Here is a 19077-nt window from a genome sequence, read left to right as displayed (position 1 = left end):
GGAGGCTTCGATGACACCGATCACCAAGGCAATCGTCATCCTGGATCAGGCCAGCGGCGCGCTGCGCATGGATGAAGATGAGCGGCCCGTAGGATTGGACCTGATCCCCGATCTGACCTTTCTGACGCGTAGTAGTTCCGAACTTTCATTGGAAATCACGCTTGCTGTGCCGGGGCTGGAGGGCGGCGGTGTCGATGGTCTGGCAGATGGCTTTACCGCTCCACACGGTTTACGGATCATGGCGCTGCCGCCACTGGAATACGGCGTGCCAATCGGCTTGCACGGTGCGGCGGGCGGCGACACTGCCCTTGTCGCCGCCGACCGTCGACTGCGTGGTGAAGCTGCGGCTGCCGGGCTGGTGCCCGCGCCTCATGTGGCGCTGTTGCCCATGATGAGTTTGGGGCACCGCCCGGTGGCAGCCCGGCTGACAGGGCCAAAGGCCGCGCTGGAAACCTTGGTCCGGCAGGGTGATGTGGTGCCGATGTGGTTCCAGCCTGCACCTGAGAAGCCAGATAGATGGGCGCTGATTGCACTGCTGTCACCGCCGCGCCTGACCGATGCTTTGACAGGCGGGTTGACCCTGCAAAGCCTCGGCTATGACCCGCTGACCGAAGACCTGTTCTGGGCTCGGCCCGGCGATGACCGTGCAGAGCTTGATGAAGCGCTGAAGATCAGGCGCGTGCTTTATGCCGAACCGGGCCAGTTCCTGATCGCCATGCGCCCCGAAGAACAGGCCGAGGCATTCCACGTTCATGGTGCGCATGGGCACAGCGAATTTCTGGTCCCAGATCCGGGGTTGTTGCGCCCGACCCAAGCCGAGGCGGTGGAGTTTGAGTCGCAAGAGATTGGCGCGATACCCAAGATACTGGAGCCGGTCGAAATCTCGCCCGCAATCCGCAAAGCCATCTTGCTGCTGCGGCCCACCTGCAGGGCAGTGACGGCACATTATGCCACCGATCTGGACCGATATACCGGTGCCACACCGATAGATGCACAGGGTGCCATCGTGTCGCGCCATTCGGCGCACCCGGACAACAAACGGGCCGAGGCGCAGTTGATGCGCGATCTGCGTGCGATGGGCTACTGCGCTTATCGCCATGATTTCACCCATGCCGGGGCAACGCATTCCAATATCATCGCCGATCTGCCCGGTCAGGGAAAACTGCGGATAAAGCCGCACATCCTTGAGAAGTATCGCGAGATTTTGCGGCGGCCTCTGCCACGTCCGTTCCAACCGTTTCTGGACGATCTGGCAGAGATATTTGAGGTCTCTGGCGATAGTGACCTCAGCACATTTCCCGAACCGATGATCCGGGCCGAGATCGAGAGGGTGCTGAAATTGCAGCCTTGGTATCCATGGTGGCAGCCCAAATGCCCCCTGCCCGGTCTTGGCGCGGGGATCATCGTGGTGGGTGCGCATATGGACAGCACGGCGGGATTTGATCCGGGCTATCACGCGCCGACCGATGCTGCGCCCGGCTGTGATGACAACGGCTCTGGCCTTGCCGCCGTTCTGTCGATAGCGCGGTGGTTTCGGGGGTTGCAAGGCAAGCTTACCCACACAGTCCGCTTTTGCTTTTTCAACGCCGAGGAATCAGGGCTGGTGGGGTCAAAAGCCTATGCCGCACATCTCAAGGCGATGCGCGCGCCGATCCGGGGCGTGGTCTGCGCCGACATGATGGGCTTTAACAGCGATGCCAACCGGTTGTTCGAGGTGCATGCAGGTTACACAGATCCTGCGATCCGCGATCTGAGCGACCCTTTGGCCACGCAACTGGCCGCAGCAGCGGCAGAATATGGCGCGCTGGCCCCTGCACAAATCTATCGCGGCACCAGCACTTTCGGCGGGCCGGACCGGAATGTGTATGACGGAGCGATCAACCGATCTGACCATGCCGCTTTTCATCAACAAGGCTGGGGTGCAGTATTGGCCAGCGAGGATTTCTTTGCAAACCTTGCCAGCGAACCGGCGTCAGACCCGAACCCGCATTATCACCGGCAAAGTGATCAGATCGTCGATACACTTTACGCGCGCGATATCACCTGTGCTGTGGCACGCATGGTGACAAAACTGGCAGCTTAGCGCCAGACTTAGGATGTTTGACCCGGCTATCTTGGCAGGTCGCGGGTCAAAGGTGGCATGCGTTGCAAATCGACAGAGGGCCCATCGAATATCTCTGGCGTGCGGGACTGATGGACCGTCAGGTCCTGCAAGATCGTGCGCAAATGTAGCCGCATGGCCATTTCTGCCTGCGCGGGGTCTTTGGCGGCGATCCCGTCGACGATGGCCGAATGTTGCGCCACAAGGCGTTCGATATCCAGATTCTGCGCAGTCAGATAACGGACCCTGTCCATCTGCGATTTCACACCTTCCATGACCTGCCACAAGTACTGACGCCCCGCAGCTTCGGCAAGGGTTCGGTGAAACAGGTCATCCAGACGCAGAAACTCGGCGCGATCATGCTCTGAAGTACTGCTCTGACTCAGCCGGCTTTGCGCATCGAGTTGTTTGCGCAGTTCGGCAAGCAAGCCCGCGTCAGGGTCCACGGCAAGGATCCGAGCCAGATCGCCCTCGATGGCTTCGCGGATGAAGCGGGCATCTTCAACTGCGCGCAAAGATATCTTGCAGACAAATGTGCCGCGCTGCGGGCGCACCTGAACCAGACCTTCTTCGGCCAGCTTGATGAATGCCTCGCGGACGGGCTGGCGGCTGACGCCAAATTGCACGCTGACCTCTGCCTCAGACACCCGTTCACCGGGCGGCATCTTGTTCTCGATAATGCGCTCACGCAGGATCTTGACCAGCTGACGCCCGACCGAGCCACGCGGATCTATCAGGTCGCGGTGGATTACTTTGCTCATTCCAGCCCATCTCATTAGCCTCGCGGGGCGTTCACGCGTTGCAGACAGAGTAACGCGCGCGCCGACCCGGCCATAACATCAGCCTGATCAGGCAAGCCTATGTCAATAACAACCCACTATTGACTGGTATGGTAGTATGGTTTATTTGTGGCTCTGGGGAGAAACTCAGGATGCACTATCGTCAGGACATGCCGATAAAGCTGCAAACACTGCGCGTCAGCGTTGTTGATCAGCTTTATGCAGCCTTGCGCATGGCCATTATCGACAACGCCTTGAACCCCGGCACTCAGATTTCCGAAGCCGAAGTGGCGCTGCAATACGGCACCAGCCGTCAGCCCGTGCGCGAAGCCTTCATCTCGCTTGCCAATGAGGGATTGCTCGAAATACGCCCGCAACGTGGCACATTCGTTGCCAAGATTTCCCTACAGTCAGTTATGGACGCGCGGTTCGTGCGTGAGGCGGTTGAGGCCGATATCGTCAAACTGCTGGCACAGACACCTGATGCCGCTTTGGTGGCAGACCTGCGGGCACAGATTGTGTGCCAGCAACAGTTGGTCGGCGGGTCTGCTCGCGACTTCATGGAAGCTGACGAGGTGTTCCACCGCACCTTGGCCGAGGGTGCAGGCAAGGGCAAAGCCTGGCGCGTGGTGGTTGAGATGAAGGCGCAGATGGATCGTGTACGCTTTTTGTCCAGCATGCATTTCCCGGTGGATCGTCTGATCGACCAGCACCGCACCGTGGTTGACGCTATCGCGCTGAGCGATCTGGCAACGGCTGAACACGCTATGCGGCATCATCTGCAAGGCATCCTGACGGATCTGCCGGTGATAAAGCAGGAACGACCCGAATACTTTCTGTAATCGCGGCGGGTGCCGTCGATTTTTCATCCTGAGGAGGACACGATGACGCTGAACAAACTTACACGCCTTGCGGCGACCTGTGCTGTGGTGGCCCTGATGGGCGGCGCAGCTGTCGCGCAAGAGGTCACGCTAAAGCTGGGCCACCTCGCGAATGAGGAGAACATCTGGCACAAAGCGGCGATGAAATTCGCAGAAGAAGCCAAAGCCCTGACCGAGGGTCGGGTCGAGGTGCAGATCTACCCCAACGAGTCGTTGGGTAAAGAAATTGACCTCATAAACGGTATGCAGCTTGGCACCGCCGACATGACAATCACCGGCGAAAGCCTGCAAAACTGGGCACCAAGCGCCGCGCTGCTGGCCTTGCCCTATGCCTATAAATCGCTGGAGCATATGGATGAGGTTGCATCCGGTGAGGTTGGCAAGCAGATCGAAGCCGAGATCATTGAAAAGGCCGATATCCGCCCGCTCACCTATTTTGCACGCGGTCCGCGCAACCTCTCGGCCACCCGTGCAATCACCACACCGGATGAGTTGAACGGCTTTAAGCTGCGCGTGCCGAACGTGCCGATCTTTGTGGCGGCATGGCAGGCGATTGGCGCCAACCCAACACCGATGGCGTTCTCTGAAGTGTTCACCTCGTTGCAGAACGGCACGATTGAGGGGCAGGAAAATCCGCTGGCCCTATTCAAATCCGGCGGCTTTTATGAGGTACAGAAGGTCGTAAACAAGACCGAGCATGTCCGGTCATGGATCTACCTGACAATTTCGGAACGCAGCTGGAACAAGCTGTCAGAAGCCGATCAGGCCGCTCTGATGGAAGCAGGCAAGCGCACACAAGCCTATGAGCGCGAGTTGTTTCTGGCCGATGAAGATGCATTGGTCGCCGATCTGGAAGGCCGCGGCGTAACCTTTGTAGAGGTCGACAAGGCGGCATTTGCAGCCAAAGCGCGCGATGCCGTGCTTGGCGCCGTGGCCGAAGAAATTCGTCCGTTGGCAGAAGCCATCTTCAACAACTGATACCATGCAGGTTCTGCCGGAGTTGTTCCGGCAGAACCATTGCGGAGGATTTGATGACAACTGCATTCAAAGGGCTGGAGGGGCTATGTCGCCTCTTTATACTGGCCGCCTTTCTGGTGCTGTCGGGGTCTGTGTTGTTGCAGGTGTTTGCCCGCACTTTCCTGAGCACAGCACCCGTCTGGACCGAGGAACTGACCCGGTTTTGCCTGATTTACATTGGTGCACTTGGGGCGGGGCTGGCGCTTCGCAGTGGCGATATGGTCAACGTTGACCTGCTGTGCGAAAGCCTGCCGGGCCGCGCCCCTTGGGTTTTGCGTCTGGTCTGCGCTGTGCTCACGGCAGTGTTCTGCATCGTTCTGCTGTCTGCGGCGTGGGATTACACCGCGATTGGCCGCCGCCAGACCGCTGCGTCACTTGGCTGGCGGATGGATTTCATTCACGCATCCATGCTGATCCTGTTTGTTACGCTGGGTCTTTGGGCGCTGATGAGGGTCTATGAGATGCTGACAGGCCGACATGACGGTCTTCCCATACTTAAAGCAGAGGACAAGTAATGGGCCTGACCCTTCTTCTTGGTACGTTTATCTTTGGCCTTGCCATCGGCCTGCCCGTCGCCGTAACGCTGGGGTTGTCATCAATGGCCTATCTGTTGTTTGCCGATATCCCCTTGGTCGTCATCCCGCAGAAAATGTATGCGGGCATGGACAGCTTTGTGTTGCTCTGCATCCCCGGCTTTATCCTTGCTGGCAATCTGATGAATTCGGGCGGAATCACCGAACGGATCATCCGGTTTGCCAATGCCCTGGTGGGGTGGATGCGGGGCGGGCTGGCGCAGGCCAATATTGCGGCATCAATGCTGTTTGGCGGGATCTCGGGAACGGCGGTGGCCGATGTGGCATCCGTTGGAGGCATGATGATTCCGGGTATGAAGAAAGCGGGCTATCCGGGTGATTTTGCAGCGGCAGTCACAGCGGCATCTTCGACCGTGGGGCCGATGATTCCACCAAGTGTGCCAATGATCATCGTGGGTTCGCTGTCGGGGCTGTCGGTGGGCAAGCTGTTTCTGGCAGGCGCGGTACCGGGCCTTTTGATGGGTATGGCGATGATGGCGGTGACCTATTTCATCGCCCGTAAAAAGAACTTCCCGCGCGAGTCGTGGAAAGGCATGGGTGAGCTGTTCCGGTCATTCACGGGTGCGGTCTGGGCGCTTGCCATGACGGTTCTGATCGTGGGCGGGCTGCTGATCGGTGTAACCACGCCAACGGAAACCGCCGTGGTCGCCTGTTTGTATGCGATGCTGGTCGGCCTGTTCGTTTACCGCGAATTGCCCGTCGCCCGCATTCCAAAGATCATTGTCGACAGTGCCGTCAGCTCCGCTGGGATTCTGGTGCTGGTCGGCACCGCCAATGTGTTCGGCTGGATTCTGGTGGCCGAGCGTATTCCGCAGACGCTGGCCGATGGGGTGCTGTCTTTTACCGATAACAAGTTTGTTGTGATCTTGCTGATCAACCTGCTGTTGCTGTTTGTTGGCATGTTCATGGAGACGATTGCAGCTCTGATCATCCTGTTTGTGCCCTTGCAGGCGCTTGCCATGGCCGTGGGGATTGATCCGCTGCACTTTGCCTGCTTTGCCGTGCTTAACCTGATGATCGGCCTCACCACACCGCCGGTCGGGGTCTGCCTGTTTGTTGCGTCAAACATCGCAAGGCTGCCACTGTCACCGGTGATCCGGGCCATCACGCCATATATAATCACCAATATGATCGTGTTGCTGATGGTCAGCTACTTCCCGCTGCTGTCAACTTGGCTGCCCAACACTCTGATGCCCTGAGGCGATTATGACCAACCATTCGGAAAACTGTGTTGTCTGCCTGCATGGGCAGGATGATCTGAGACTGGAGACACGCGCGATAGAAGCGCCCGGACCGGGTGAGGTGCGGGTTGCGGTACTGGCTGGCGGTATCTGCGGGTCTGATCTGCACTATTGGCTGGACGGCGGCATCGGCACCATCCGCGTGCGCGAACCGATCATTCTGGGGCATGAAGCAGCGGGCCGGATTGACGCGCTGGGCAAAGGTGTAACCGGTCTGAAGGTGGGCCAGCTGGTTGCGATGAATCCATCGCAACCCTGCGGCGCTTGCGCGTTTTGCCAAGTCGGACTGACCATTCATTGCACTGCGATGAGGTTCAATGGCTCGGCCATGTATCTGCCGCATCAGCAAGGCATGTTCCGCGATCTGGTGGTGATTGGGGCGGGTCAGTGCTTTGTGCTGCCCGAAGGCACCAACCCCGGTGCCGCCGCCTGTGCTGAACCGTTGGCCGTCTGCCTGCACGCCGCCAATCGGGGCGAGGCGGTTGGCGGCAATCTGTCGGGCAAAACGGTGCTGGTCACCGGCGCAGGGCCGATCGGTGCGTTGTGTGTAGCGATTGCCCGCCAACGGGGGGCCGCCAAGATTATCGTGACTGATATTCAGGATGGCACACTGGCCATAGCGCGCCTGATGGGGGCCGATCATGCGATCAACACAGCCAAAGACCCGGACGGGTTGGCACCATGGACATCTGGAAAGGGCGGCGTTGATCTGGTCTTTGAATGCTCGGCCGCGGCCCCTGCAATCGGTGACGCGGTAGCCTGTCTGCGACCACGCGGAACGCTGGTGCAGGTGGGGGTGGCCGGACCAACGTTGATGCCGCTGAACGTAATGGTCGGCAAGGAGATCCTGTTCGTCGGCTCACAACGGTTCGATGTGGAATTTGCCGAAGCTGTCGCCCTGATCGGATCCGGCGCGATTGACCCAACCCCGATGATCACCGCAACATATCCCGCAGACAAGGCGCTTGCAGCCTTTGAAGCCGCCCGCGACCGTGCAATATCGGTCAAAGTTCAACTCTCTTTTGCCAGCGTATAGACGCGGCGCTTCAGACGGAAAGATGCAAACATGAGACAAACGTGGCGCTGGTTTGGTCCGAAGGATATGGTGTCTATCGACGACATGCTGCAAGCAGGCGTCGAAGGCGTTGTGACAGCTTTGCATCATGTGCCCACCGGAACAGTCTGGACCCCGGCCGAGATTGCCCAGCGACAGGCCGATCTGGCGCTGATGAAAGATGGCGCGCCGTCGGGCCTGAAATGGGAGGTGGTCGAAAGCCTGCCTGTGTCAGAGGATATCAAGCGGCAGACGGGTGACTGGAAAGCGCATATCGAGAACTGGAAAACCTCGATGCGGAACCTGCGCGATGCAGGGATTCAGGTGATCTGCTACAACTTCATGCCGATCCTTGACTGGACACGCACCGATCTGGCCTACCGTCTGGCCAATGGGGCGACCTGCATGCGCTATGACGCGATCGACTTTGCGGCCTTTGATCTGTTCCTGCTGCAACGCAATGGAGTAGACGCTGATTACAGCGCCGAAGTGACCGAAGCCGCCCGCGCGCGATTTGCCGCCATGACCGAGGCCCGCAAACAGGAACTATGCGGCAACGTCGTCTTTGGCCTACCCGGTTCTGCAGAGCGGATGTCGATGGAGGATGTGAAGACACATCTTGCGCATTACGACAATATCTCCGCGCAAAAGCTGCGCGGCCACCTGATTGATTTTCTGGCCGAGGTCAGCCCGTTGGCGCAAGAGATCGGCATTCGACTGTGCTGCCACCCTGATGACCCACCATTCCCGCTGATGGGTCTGCCCCGCATCATGTCAACTGAAGCCGACTACAAGACGGTAATGACCGCGGTTGATCTTCCTGCCAATGGCATCACGCTTTGCACCGGGTCTTTGGGCGCACGCGCCGACAATGATTTGCCAGGCATGATGAAGCGGCTGGGCGACCGGGTACATTTTCTGCATCTGCGCAATGTGGCCCTGGAAGATCGCCATTTGGGCGGGTCGTTCCACGAGGCCGCTCATCTGGAGGGCAATACCGATATGGTGGCCATGATCGCCGCTGTTCTGGCCGAACAGACCCGGCGCAAGGCAGCGGGGCGGGCCGATTGGCAGATCCCGATGCGGCCTGATCATGGGCAGGATATTCTGGATGACCAGACCCGCAAGGCGCAACCGGGCTATCCCGCCATTGGCCGACTGAAAGGCCTGGCCGAATTGCGCGGTATCATGACAGCGCTTTCACATCCGAAGGTCACGGCAGCGGGGTAAACCGAAGCGTGCGGACTGCCGGGGCGCAGCGCCCCGGCATCGTCATCAGCCCTGAAGCACACCGCCAAGCGCCAGCGTCAACGACTGATCAATGTGATGCGACAACGCCTGCACAGCGTTTTCAGACTCTCCGTTCAGCATCGGGATCAAGAAGCCAAGGTGTTCCTTGATCACGCGGGTTGCATTCTGCCGCGTAACCCGCACCCGCGACTGGGCGACCATACGAATCTTGATGGCAGTCACGCGGTAGACGTTGGAAATAAGACGATTTTCCATCGTGTTGACCATCTGCGCGTGCATATCCCAATCATAAAGCTGAAAATCACGCAGAACCTCGGCCAGATCTGACTCGTCATCCCGACCAAGCTGGGCTTGGGTCACAAGGTGCCAATCAATCCATTCGGTTATGGTCGCACGGTCCAGCCGCGCCAGAATGTCAGGGACAGCCCCCAGCTCTATCAACCGCCGCATCTGATAGGCTTCTCGAATAAAGCTTACGTCCAGACTTGGCACCATTAGCCCGCGCTGCGGCAAGGTTTGCAGCAGTCCTTCAGCCTCAAATCGCGGCACAGCTTCGCGCACAGACCCAAGCGTGACGCCGGTCATGTCCATCAGCTCACGCTGCGAAATGATCTGGCCCGGTCGCACCCGACCCCAGTTCAGAAGCTCCTCAATTCGGTCATAGGCGATCTGCCGAAGCGAAGGTTCGCCCGCCGTCTGGTGCGCCTCACGGTGCAGCGCTTTTTGATGTGTGACGATCGGTTCAGACATTCTGTGGCCCACTGACCCATTGCTAACATCACACTAACATGTTAGTGCGGTGAGGGTAAGCACAATGTTGCCAACTTCGGCAGGGGGCACGGCACAGCAAGGCCGGGCTGTCAAAGGGCCAAAGGGGCGGTATGCGCCTGCAACGATATATTCTGGGAGGAGTAAACAAATGACACTTCAATTGACACGCCGGGTCTTCATGGCGTCCGCAGGGGCGTTTGCCCTATTCGCCGCCAGCCTTGCACCCTTTGCCGCCTCGGCACAGGATAAGCCGGTTATCCGCATGTCTACCCCGGCATCAGACACAGACCAGCGATCTGTCGCGCTGGCCAGTGTCTTTGGTCCGGCAATTTCCGAATTTGCGACCTACCAGCCGCATTACAACGCGTCGCTGATCGCCCAAGGCTCAGAGCTTGAAGCGATTGCTTCGGGCGATCTGGAGATGTCGATTGCCTCGGCGCAAGAGTTGGCAAACTTCTTCCCCGAGTTTTCGATCTTTGCCACCGGCTATGTGCATCAAAGTGCCGAACATCAGGTCGCAGTCTTCAACGACGCGCTGATGGACCCTTTCAAGCAAAAGGTCGAGGATGAGCTGGGCGTCAAACTGCTGTCGGTCATGTATCTGGGCAAGCGCCACGTCAACCTGCGCTTTCCGCGCGCTGAAAAGGATGTGATGACCCCGGCCGATCTGAACGGCGTAAACCTGCGGATGCCGGGTTCGGATGCGTGGCAGTTCCTGGGCCGTGCGATTGGCGCCAACCCGACGCCAATGGCCTTTACCGAGATCTACACCGCGCTGCAGACCGGATCGGTTGACGGTCAGGACAATCCGCTGCCAACGGTGGTTGATGCCAAGTTCTACGAGGTGACAAAACAGGTCAGCCTGACCGCGCATCTGGTGGACCTGAACTACATCGCCTTCTCAAAGGCGCTGTGGGACAAGATGACGCCAGAACAGCAAGCGGCAACGCAAAAGGCCGCCGATGATGCTGCCGAATCCGGTCGCACAGGCCAGCTTGCCAAGGAAGAAGAGCTTGTCAGCTTCCTGAAAGAGCAGGGTCTTGATGTATACGAGCCGGATCTGGATGCCTTCCGCACCCATGTTCAGGCGCAGTATGTCGGTTCGGAATTTGCAAAAGCATGGCCCGAAGGCGTTCTGGACCAAATCAACGCGCTGGGCAACTGACCCAAAGCGCTGGCCGGAGGGCTGCTCCCGCTCTCCGGCCATTTTTCTCTTTCTCGTAGTCCTGCACGCCCCAAGCCGGAGGAATGCCGTGATCCGACTTCAATCGCTGCTCCGGACCGGGGCTGAAGCCTTTGCAGCCGCCCTTATGGCGGCAATGTTTGCCACGTTCATCTTGCAAGTTGTTGTGCGCTACACGGCTCGGATGGAATGGGTGGCGGTCAACATGCCATGGCTGCAACCGATGAACTATGGCTGGACGCTGGAATTCTGTCTAGCCCTCTGGGTCTGGCTGATTTTTTGGGGCAACGCCTTTGTTGTACGCCAGAATGATCATGTGACCTTTGACATTCTATACCTTGCCGTGCCGCCGCATGTGCGCAAGGTTTTTGCCATCATCACCGGCCTTGCCATCGCAATCGCGCTATTGGCCTCGCTCTCGCCCACTTGGGACAGGTTCATGATTTTGCGCCTGAAAAAGACCGCAACACTAGGCGATCTGTTTGGCGACTGGATCAGGATGCGCGATGTATATGTCATCTATATCGTGTTTCTGCTGGCTGTTGCTGCCCGGTATTTCTGGCAGGTCTGGAGCGCCTTTCGGTACGGTGTCGAAGAACCGATCCTGCCCGGCGAAGAACGGGTCAAGCCATGAGTTTTGAATTTCTTCTCTGCCTTGTCACCCTGATGGGGTTGGCGGCCATGGGCACGCCAATTGCCTATGCCATTCTTGTTGCTTCAATCGCCTATCTGGCGGCGGCGGGGCAAAGTATTGGTGTCAGCGGCAAAGTGTTGATGGATGGGCTATATCAAAGTTTTATCCTGCTGGCGGTGCCGCTGTTCATTGTGGCGGCCAATATCATGAACGCTGGCACCGTTTCGGACCGTCTCTTGCAGTTTTGCATTGCGATTGTCGGGCGGTTTCGCGGTGGGCTTGGCCATGTCAATGTGATGGCGTCGTTGGTATTTTCCGGCATGTCAGGCTCGGCGGTTGCGGACGCGGCAGGGATTGGCAAACTGATCATCGAGATGATGGTGAAATCCGGTCATTATACGCGCGGCTATGCGGCGGCGATTACGGCAGCATCAGCCACCATTGGCCCAATCATTCCGCCGTCAATTCCGATGGTGCTGTATGCACTGGTGTCAAACACCTCGATCGGGTTCCTGTTTCTGGGTGGCATTGTGCCGGGGCTGTTCATGGGCGGTGTGCTGATGGGCATGAACGCGTGGATTTCGCACCGTCGCGGTTTTGCCAAAGACGATCCTGTGCCGCTGCGCGAGTTGCCACGCATCACCCTCAACGCAGGCCCCGCACTACTGATGCCCGCCATTTTGCTTTATGGCATCTATGGCGGCGTCACGACCCCGACAGAGGCCGCTGCTGTCGCCGCATTCTATGCGCTGATCCTTGCTGCGGTGTTCTACCGGTCGCTCACACTGGCAAATTTCTACGAGATTCTGGTCAACAGCGCCCGGTCTTCGGCGGCTGTGGGTCTGGTGATCGGCGGTGCGCTGATCCTGAACTATATCGTCGCGTCCGAGAACATTCCCGGCGTTGTGGCGCAGGCGCTTGTGGGTCTTGATATTCACCCGCTGGTCTTCTTGCTGTGCATCAATCTGCTGCTGTTGCTGCTGGGATGTTTCCTTGATGCCTCCACCATCATTCTGGTGATCATTCCGCTGTTCATTCCCAGTTGCCGCGAGCTTGGCATTGATCTGGTGCATTTCGGAGTGGTGGCCATTGTGAACTGCATGATCGGGCTTATTACGCCGCCGTATGGCATTTTATTGTTTGTTATTAATGCCGTGACCCGCATCCCGCTGGCCGAGATCATCCGTGAGGTCTGGCCGTTTCTGGGCGTGCTGATGCTGGCACTGCTGACCATGATCCTTGTGCCGGATCTTACCCTGATGCTGCCTCGCGCCTTTGGTTACGCAGGCTGAACCCAATCCCCACGTTTTCAAGGACGCTTCGAATGTCGCACGCCATGCAGGGTATTTTCCCAGTCGTTATCACGCCGTTCAAACCGGACAACACGATTGACTGGGATGGATACGCCCGGCTGATCGACTGGTATATCGACAACGGCTCACACGGATTGTTCGCGGTGTGCCAATCATCGGAAATGCTGTTCTTGTCGCTAGACGAACGGCGTGATCTGGCGCGGTTCACGGTTGAACATGTGGCCGGACGCGTGCCGGTGGTCGCGTCGGGGCACATATCGGTTTCGATGGACGATCAAAAGGCCGAGTTGCGCGCAGCGGCCGATGTGGGCGTGGATGCGGTGGTTCTGGTCACAAACCGACTGGCAGCGGCCGATGAAGACAGCACAGTCTTTCGTGCCCGCATGGATGATCTGCTGACAGCACTACCCTCTGACATGGCGCTGGGGCTGTATGAATGCCCCGCCCCCTATCGCCGCCTGCTGACGGATGACGAGGTAAGCTGGTGCGCGCAAAGCGGGCGTTTTGCGTTCCTGAAAGACGTGACCTGCGATCTGGAGGATGTAAAGCGGCGGCTAAAGCTGGTCGCTGGCACGCCCTTGGCGATCAACAACGCCAATGCCGCTATTGCATGGCCAGCGATTCAGGCGGGCGGGCATGGGTTTTCGGGCGTGATGAACAACTTTCATCCCGACCTGTATCGCTGGCTGGTGGACCATGGGCGCGATCATCCGGCACTTGCTGCGGAACTGGACACGTTCCTTGTGCTGTCCGCCATGTCCGAAGGCATGGGCTACCCCAAGCTGGCCAAACATTATCACCGGCGGATTGGCACGTTTGATTGTGTTCACAGCCGGACTATCCCCTACGACATCGCAGAAAAGCACTGGGCGGTAGAGGTGATTCTGGACCACATTGTTGACGGTGCCGCCCGGTTCCGAGACCGGATCAAGACCCTCTAAGCGCAACCCGGCAAGCCCACTTCCGGCTACAACCCTTGGCAGGGAAATGCCCCCGCCCCGCAAGATCAAATGCGGGGTGGGTGCGGTGCTGTGGCATCACGCAGTGGCCGCCGCGTTCGGGCGACCACCAAGCCACTGACGCAACGCAACCGCGCCCAGAATAGAGGCGCCCATCGCGGTTGAGATGAGTTCTGGCGCGATCATCAAAAGCGCGGCGATTGGCAGCAAAACCCGTTCAATCTTCAGCAAGGGGGACATCAGCCAATTGGTGATCGCGGCGGAAAGCGCGATAATTCCGAGAACCGCCCCCGTAAAGGCCAGCGCGAAAGACCCCCAAGTGAAGCCATCAGTGACCAGCAACAGCGATGGCGAGAACACGAACATGAACGGCACCAAAGCCTTGCCCATCGACAGGCGGAACGCTGTGTTCCCGGCCTTGAACGCATTCGCCCCGGCAATACCTGACGCAGCATAGGCGGCAAGCGCGACAGGCGGCGTCACATCAGCCAGCACGCCGAAGTAGAACACAAAGAAATGCGCCACCAAGGGTTCGACATTCATCATGCTCAGCACGGGGGCGGCAACGGCCACCATGATGATGTAATTCGCCGTCGTCGGAATGCCGCAGCCCATCAGGATACAGACCACAGCCGTCATCATCAGCGTGAACAGCAGAGCAAGTGTTTGAATGCTGAACAGCTCAAACGGCAGGATGCCCAGAAAACCATGGGCCGAGACAGCCCAATCCTGCGCCAGACTGGTCAGCATAAAGGCGATTTTGAAGCCGATACCGGTCAGAGTGACCACACCGATCACAACACCAACCAGTGCCGCCGCAGCCGTGACAGAAAGTGAGCTTTTTGCACCCGACACAAAGCCCTCGAAAATGCCAACGACAAATTCCTTTGCCCCTTCGGTCACCCCTGACGCCATGACCCGCTGAATGGCATAGACCGCGATGCACGCGGTAATTGCCCAGAACGCCGACAGGAACGGCGTGCGGCCTGACATCAACATCCAGACCAACAAGACCAACGGCAGCACCGACAGCCAACCTTCGCGCAGCACCTTGATGGCGTTCGGCAGTTCTTCTTTGCGCAGGCCGCTGATGCCAAGGCGCTTTGCCTCCAGATGCACCTGAAACAGCACGCCAAAGAAATGCATGAACGCAGGCACGATGGCCGCGATCAGAATGGTGCGCAGCGGAATGCCAAGATATTCTACCATCAGAAAGGCGACCGCCCCCATGACGGGTGGCGTGATCTGCCCGCCGGTGGATGACGCCGCTTCAACCGCCGCCGCGAAGTGACGCTTGAAGCCGATCTTGATCATGGTCGGAATGGTCAAAGCGCCAGTGGTTACCGTGTTGGCAATGGATGACCCGGAAATAGAGCCGAGCATTGCCGAAGACACCACCGACACCTTGGCAGGCCCCCCGGCAAAACGCCCGGTCAGCGCCGTAGCAAGGTTGATGAACAACTGACCAAGACCGATCTTCTGCGCCATCACCCCGAACAGCACAAAATGAAAGACATAGGTGGCAATAACGCCCAGCGCAGTGCCGTAAACGCCCTGCGACGACAGATAGAGGTGGTTGACGATCCCCGACCAATCCGCCCCCGGATGCACAAAAATGCCTGGCATCGACCGGCCAAAATAGGCGTAGCCGATGAACAACAGCGCAATGACCGGCAGCGGCCAGCCCATAGACCGACGCACGGCCTCCAGTAGGGTGACCAGCAAAATGCTGCCCATCACTACATCAATCGGCAGCGGATTTCCGATGCGGAACGCCAATTGATCGTAAACCCAAGGCACATAAAGCGCGCTTACCCCAGCGCCGATGGCAAGAAACCAGTCGTGCACCGGCAAGCCCAGAATAACAAAGCCAGTGGTCTTGTCGCGCCAGGATGAGATCGCTGAAAAGCTGAGGAAAATCAAGAAAAGGGACACGCCCATGTGCAAACCGCGATGGGTCGTTGCGCGCGGGATGCCGTATCCGGCAGTGTAGAAGTGATAAACCGATAGTGCAAAAAGCAAAGCGCCAGACAACAAAGCAACCGGACGCGTGACCGTTCTGAAACGGGCTTCGGGGTCAAACTCCTCCTCGATCGCCCGAAGCTCGGCTTCGGTCAGTTCGCGTGTGGCTTCGCTCATCCGAAATCCCCTGAAAGCATCTTTTAGACAAAGGGGGCGCGGACAGGTTCACTGCCCGCGCCCCGGTCTTTACATCACATCAGAGCAATCACTCGATCGCGCCAACTTCCTTGTAGAACTTTTCCGCGCCAGGATGGAACGGAATGCCCGCGCCCTGCACCGCGTTTTCAAGGGTGATGAACTTGCCCTTGGCATGGCCATTGGCAAACAGCTTTTGCGTGGTTTCATTGAACAACGCCTGAGTGATGCCATAAACCAGATCTTCAGACAGATCGGCAGATGTCACCATCTGCGCCCCGACCGAGATCGTGGCCACATCGGTATCCTGGCCTCTGTAGGTGCCAGCAGGGAAAGTGTCGTTGGCAAAGAAGCTGTATTCCGTCCGCAATGCGTCGATTTCCGGGCCGACGATTGGAACGATCACCACATCATGCTGGCTAGACAGTTCTGCAATCGCACCCGCGGGGAAGCCGCCGACAAAGAAAAACGCATCCATCGCGCCATCGCGCATCCGGTCAGACGCCTGATCCGGCTTCAGATATTCTGGTGTGATGTCAGATTCCGTGAGGCCAAAGGCGCCAAGGATGATTTTGGCATCAACCAATGTGCCCGAACCCGGCTCATCCAGCGACACACGCTTGCCACGCAGATCCGCGACCGACGCGATGCCCGATGCTTTGCTGGCCACCAGATGAATGCTTTCGGGGTAAAGGTTTGCGATCAGGCGCAACTTTTCAACCGCGGGCTGACCTTCCCAGATTCCGGTGCCGGTCTGCGCCCAGTAGGCCACGTCAGACTGGCTGAACCCGGACTCCAGCGTGCCACCGTTGATCGAGTTGACGTTGCCGACAGACCCGTTAGAGGCCACAGCAGTCGCAATCAGACCGGGCACGCCGCAAGAGCCGCCTGCGTCGCAGGCGCGCGATCCGGGAGGGTTGGAGATCGCGTTCGCGATCAACCCGCCGATTGGGTAATAGGTGCCTGCGGTGCCACCAGTGCCGATGCGAAAGAACTGCATTTCCTGCGCAACAGCGCTCTGAGCCATCAGCCCGACCGCAAGCGCGGCCCCGGCCAAAGCGTTGAAGGATATGAATTTCATGCGTATCTCCTCGGTGAAGTTCGTTGCGTGCACGCCGTCATTTCTGACAGCCTGACAATAGCCTAGGCGATGATTTGCCCAAGGTCTAGGCGTGACCTTGGGCCCGGTTTACCACATTTGCGCCTCCAGCCCTGGGCGCAGATCCTAATTTGGTTGCCCCTAGCGGTTGAACTTTCGTCAAAAATGCGCGAGCAAGGCCATCCCAGGCGGAAGTCAGCGCATTTTCGCACAAATTCGTACGCCAACCGATTGTTGGCTTGGCGCAAACATCAGCCTGTGGTCGCAGACTGATCCATCCGGGACGACCCGCCGTCGGCTTCAGGCGGAAAACACGTGCAACAGCGTCGGGTCAGCCACCAAGAGAGGGACATCATGACCGAACCTCATGACACAACGCAGCGGGACGAAGACCTCGTCCCCGAAACCGACGCGATCCCAGAACCAGAGGGCGAGACCGAGATTATCGTCACAGATTATGCCATCGGGCAGGACAATATCGCACCTCGCTATGTCCTGGAATTTGACTTTCATCAAAAGGTCTTTTCCATCTCGGCGCTTGGCATTGTCGCTTTTACCATTCTCACGCTGGCGTTTCAAAATCAGGTAGAGCCGATGTTTACCGGTTTGCGCGATTGGCTGACCGGCAATCTGGGCTGGTTCTTTTTGGCGGCAGGCAATGTCTTTGTGATGCTATGCCTGTTCCTGATCGCCTCACCTTTGGGCAAAATCCGTCTTGGCGGGCCAGATGCCACGCCCGATTTTGGCTATGTTGGCTGGTTCTCGATGCTGTTTGCTGCGGGCATGGGCATTGGCCTGATGTTTTATGGCGTGTCTGAGCCTTTATCGCACTACACCGCTGCCTTTGGCGGGGTTACGGTTGATGAAACGGGTGCGCGCACCGACTGGGCGCCGCTGGGCGGTGCCGCAGGTGACACGGCCGAGGCCGCGCGTCTGGGCATGGCGGCCACCATCTTTCACTGGGGGCTGCACCCTTGGGCAATCTATGCGGTTGTCGCGCTCGCACTGGCGCTGTTTTCCTATAACAAGGGCCTTCCGCTGACCCTGAGATCCACATTTCATCCGATCTTCGGCGAGCGAATCTGGGGATGGCCCGGCCATATCATTGATATTATGGCCATCTTTGCCACCATCTTCGGCCTTGCCACATCGCTTGGCATCGGCGCGCAGCAGGCGGCGGCTGGGTTGGATCACCTGTTTGGCTTTGGACAAACCGACTCCCGGCTGATCATCCTGATCGTCTTTATCACCATTCTGGCCATCGTATCGATTGTGCGCGGGTTGGAGGGCGGTGTGCAGGTCTTGTCAAAGGTGAACATGTTCCTTGCCCTTATGCTGTTGATCTTTGTTATAGCGCTTGGACCAACCGCAGATATCTTCTTCGGGTTCTTCCGCAATCTTGGGGCTTATGGCGAGTATCTGCCTGGTCTGGCCAATCCCTTTGGCCGTGAAGACACGAACTTTGCTGCCGGATGGACAGCGTTTTACTGGGCATGGTGGATCAGCTGGTCGCCCTTTGTCGGCATGTTCATTGCCCGCGTGTCGCGCGGGCGGACGGTGCGTGAATTCCTGATCGCGGTGCTAATAGTGCCAAGCCTGTTTTCGGTGCTGTGGATGACGGCAATGGGCGGCAGTGCGATCGGTCAGGTGGTGAACGACGGCTTTACAGGTGTGCAAACTGCGGCACTGGAACTTCAACTGTTTGAAATGCTTTCTCAGTTTCCATTGGCAGGACTAAGTTCACTGGTCGGGATTGTTCTGGTCGTGGTGTTCTTTGTCACCTCATCCGACTCGGGGTCGCTGGTAATCGATACCATAGCAGCCGGAGGAAAAACTAATGCTCCTGTGGTGCAGCGGATCTTCTGGGCAACGTTTGAAGGTCTGGTGGCCATTGCGCTTCTGCTGGGTGGTGGCTTGGTGGCCCTTCAGGCCATGGCAGTATCCACCGGCTTGCCGTTCACGCTGGTCTTGCTGGCCGCATGCTATTCAATTGTGCGCGGGCTGATGAACGAACCGCGCTGAAACCTGCAGGCAGTCCCTTCCC

Annotated in this window: 16 protein-coding genes; 12 read left to right on the top strand and 4 right to left on the bottom strand. The window is 58.3% G+C overall.

From position 1 onward, the window contains the following. The first annotated feature begins 10 nt into the window (after window positions 1-10). Window positions 11-2083 (top strand): M28 family metallopeptidase, encoded by a 2073-nt coding sequence (locus tag Q8K08_RS10260; protein WP_304796457.1) that lies wholly within the window; start codon window positions 11-13, stop codon window positions 2081-2083. A gap of 26 nt (window positions 2084-2109) precedes the next feature. Here the strand turns inward: Q8K08_RS10260 and Q8K08_RS10255 are convergent, their stop codons facing one another. Beyond that, entirely contained in the window at window positions 2110-2862 is a 753-nt protein-coding gene (locus Q8K08_RS10255; protein WP_304796460.1) for a GntR family transcriptional regulator, read from the bottom strand. A gap of 170 nt (window positions 2863-3032) precedes the next feature. On the opposite strand from Q8K08_RS10255, the gene Q8K08_RS10250 reads away from it, so the two are divergent. From Q8K08_RS10250 to uxuA, 6 genes are read left to right on the top strand one after another with little or no spacing between them, the layout of a single operon-like run. Continuing rightward, the gene (locus Q8K08_RS10250; RefSeq protein WP_304796463.1) at window positions 3033-3722 is read left to right on the top strand and encodes a GntR family transcriptional regulator; all 690 of its coding nucleotides are present in this window, start codon (window positions 3033-3035) and stop codon (window positions 3720-3722) included. Between the two features lie 42 nt (window positions 3723-3764). Next, window positions 3765-4739 carry a TRAP transporter substrate-binding protein gene (locus tag Q8K08_RS10245; protein WP_370870540.1) on the top strand — a complete coding sequence of 325 codons (975 nt, stop codon included), beginning with the start codon at window positions 3765-3767 and terminating at the stop codon, window positions 4737-4739. Between the two features lie 53 nt (window positions 4740-4792). Further along, the gene (locus Q8K08_RS10240) at window positions 4793-5293 is read left to right on the top strand and encodes a TRAP transporter small permease (protein WP_304801927.1); all 501 of its coding nucleotides are present in this window, start codon (window positions 4793-4795) and stop codon (window positions 5291-5293) included. Continuing rightward, entirely contained in the window at window positions 5293-6570 is a 1278-nt protein-coding gene (locus Q8K08_RS10235; protein WP_305249995.1) for a TRAP transporter large permease, read from the top strand. Before Q8K08_RS10240 ends, Q8K08_RS10235 begins: the two co-directional genes overlap by 1 nt. A 7-nt stretch (window positions 6571-6577) precedes the next feature. Beyond that, window positions 6578-7648: an L-idonate 5-dehydrogenase gene (locus Q8K08_RS10230; RefSeq protein WP_305249994.1), complete on the top strand. Its 1071-nt coding sequence runs from the start codon at window positions 6578-6580 to the stop codon at window positions 7646-7648. A 30-nt stretch (window positions 7649-7678) separates the two neighbouring features. Next, window positions 7679-8896 carry a mannonate dehydratase gene (gene uxuA, locus Q8K08_RS10225; RefSeq protein ID WP_305249992.1) on the top strand — a complete coding sequence of 406 codons (1218 nt, stop codon included), beginning with the start codon at window positions 7679-7681 and terminating at the stop codon, window positions 8894-8896. 45 nt (window positions 8897-8941) lie between these two features. On the opposite strand, the gene Q8K08_RS10220 is transcribed toward uxuA, so the two are convergent. After that, the gene (locus Q8K08_RS10220; protein ID WP_304801676.1) at window positions 8942-9667 is read right to left on the bottom strand and encodes a GntR family transcriptional regulator; all 726 of its coding nucleotides are present in this window, start codon (window positions 9665-9667) and stop codon (window positions 8942-8944) included. 169 nt (window positions 9668-9836) lie between these two features. Between Q8K08_RS10220 and dctP the strand changes: the two genes are divergently transcribed. The 4 genes from dctP to Q8K08_RS10200 all read left to right on the top strand — a co-directional run bounded on the left by dctP (window position 9837) and on the right by Q8K08_RS10200 (window position 13759). Continuing rightward, the gene (dctP, locus tag Q8K08_RS10215; protein WP_305249991.1) at window positions 9837-10853 is read left to right on the top strand and encodes a TRAP transporter substrate-binding protein DctP; all 1017 of its coding nucleotides are present in this window, start codon (window positions 9837-9839) and stop codon (window positions 10851-10853) included. 88 nt (window positions 10854-10941) lie between these two features. Beyond that, window positions 10942-11505 carry a TRAP transporter small permease gene (locus tag Q8K08_RS10210; RefSeq protein ID WP_304796954.1) on the top strand — a complete coding sequence of 188 codons (564 nt, stop codon included), beginning with the start codon at window positions 10942-10944 and terminating at the stop codon, window positions 11503-11505. Beyond that, window positions 11502-12797 (top strand): TRAP transporter large permease, encoded by a 1296-nt coding sequence (locus tag Q8K08_RS10205; protein WP_304796955.1) that lies wholly within the window; start codon window positions 11502-11504, stop codon window positions 12795-12797. The genes Q8K08_RS10210 and Q8K08_RS10205 overlap by 4 nt, the downstream gene beginning before the upstream one ends. Window positions 12798-12829: 32 nt before the next feature. Beyond that, window positions 12830-13759, top strand: a complete 930-nt coding sequence (locus Q8K08_RS10200) for a dihydrodipicolinate synthase family protein (RefSeq protein WP_304796957.1) — start codon at window positions 12830-12832, stop codon at window positions 13757-13759. 96 nt (window positions 13760-13855) lie between these two features. Here the strand turns inward: Q8K08_RS10200 and Q8K08_RS10195 are convergent, their stop codons facing one another. After that, the gene (locus Q8K08_RS10195; protein WP_305249990.1) at window positions 13856-15916 is read right to left on the bottom strand and encodes a TRAP transporter permease; all 2061 of its coding nucleotides are present in this window, start codon (window positions 15914-15916) and stop codon (window positions 13856-13858) included. An 88-nt stretch (window positions 15917-16004) separates the two neighbouring features. Then, a complete protein-coding gene (locus Q8K08_RS10190; protein WP_304796960.1) occupies window positions 16005-17015 on the bottom strand; it encodes a TAXI family TRAP transporter solute-binding subunit in 1011 nt (336 codons plus the stop codon). Between the two features lie 372 nt (window positions 17016-17387). Here Q8K08_RS10190 and Q8K08_RS10185 point away from each other — a divergent pair, with 372 nt between their 5' ends. Next, a complete protein-coding gene (locus Q8K08_RS10185) occupies window positions 17388-19055 on the top strand; it encodes a BCCT family transporter (protein ID WP_305249989.1) in 1668 nt (555 codons plus the stop codon). Window positions 19056-19077: the final 22 nt, after the last annotated feature.

The organism is Pseudotabrizicola sp. (assembly GCF_030684215.1).
GTDB lineage: Bacteria > Pseudomonadota > Alphaproteobacteria > Rhodobacterales > Rhodobacteraceae > Pseudotabrizicola.
The sequence above is the reverse complement of the archived record's forward strand: the minus strand, read 5'-3'. Positions and strand labels throughout refer to the sequence as shown.

What these genes read in the sequence shown, in the direction of transcription:
- Q8K08_RS10260 (WP_304796457.1), top strand. Translation starts at nt 11, where the DNA reads ATGACACCGATCACCAAGGCAATCGTCATCCTGGATCAGGCCAGCGGC.
- Q8K08_RS10255 (WP_304796460.1), bottom strand. Translation starts at nt 2,862, where the DNA reads ATGAGCAAAGTAATCCACCGCGACCTGATAGATCCGCGTGGCTCGGTC.
- Q8K08_RS10250 (WP_304796463.1), top strand. Translation starts at nt 3,033, where the DNA reads ATGCACTATCGTCAGGACATGCCGATAAAGCTGCAAACACTGCGCGTC.
- Q8K08_RS10245 (WP_370870540.1), top strand. Translation starts at nt 3,765, where the DNA reads ATGACGCTGAACAAACTTACACGCCTTGCGGCGACCTGTGCTGTGGTG.
- Q8K08_RS10240 (WP_304801927.1), top strand. Translation starts at nt 4,793, where the DNA reads ATGACAACTGCATTCAAAGGGCTGGAGGGGCTATGTCGCCTCTTTATA.
- Q8K08_RS10235 (WP_305249995.1), top strand. Translation starts at nt 5,293, where the DNA reads ATGGGCCTGACCCTTCTTCTTGGTACGTTTATCTTTGGCCTTGCCATC.
- Q8K08_RS10230 (WP_305249994.1), top strand. Translation starts at nt 6,578, where the DNA reads ATGACCAACCATTCGGAAAACTGTGTTGTCTGCCTGCATGGGCAGGAT.
- uxuA (WP_305249992.1), top strand. Translation starts at nt 7,679, where the DNA reads ATGAGACAAACGTGGCGCTGGTTTGGTCCGAAGGATATGGTGTCTATC.
- Q8K08_RS10220 (WP_304801676.1), bottom strand. Translation starts at nt 9,667, where the DNA reads ATGTCTGAACCGATCGTCACACATCAAAAAGCGCTGCACCGTGAGGCG.
- dctP (WP_305249991.1), top strand. Translation starts at nt 9,837, where the DNA reads ATGACACTTCAATTGACACGCCGGGTCTTCATGGCGTCCGCAGGGGCG.
- Q8K08_RS10205 (WP_304796955.1), top strand. Translation starts at nt 11,502, where the DNA reads ATGAGTTTTGAATTTCTTCTCTGCCTTGTCACCCTGATGGGGTTGGCG.
- Q8K08_RS10200 (WP_304796957.1), top strand. Translation starts at nt 12,830, where the DNA reads ATGTCGCACGCCATGCAGGGTATTTTCCCAGTCGTTATCACGCCGTTC.
- Q8K08_RS10195 (WP_305249990.1), bottom strand. Translation starts at nt 15,916, where the DNA reads ATGAGCGAAGCCACACGCGAACTGACCGAAGCCGAGCTTCGGGCGATC.
- Q8K08_RS10190 (WP_304796960.1), bottom strand. Translation starts at nt 17,015, where the DNA reads ATGAAATTCATATCCTTCAACGCTTTGGCCGGGGCCGCGCTTGCGGTC.
- Q8K08_RS10185 (WP_305249989.1), top strand. Translation starts at nt 17,388, where the DNA reads ATGACCGAACCTCATGACACAACGCAGCGGGACGAAGACCTCGTCCCC.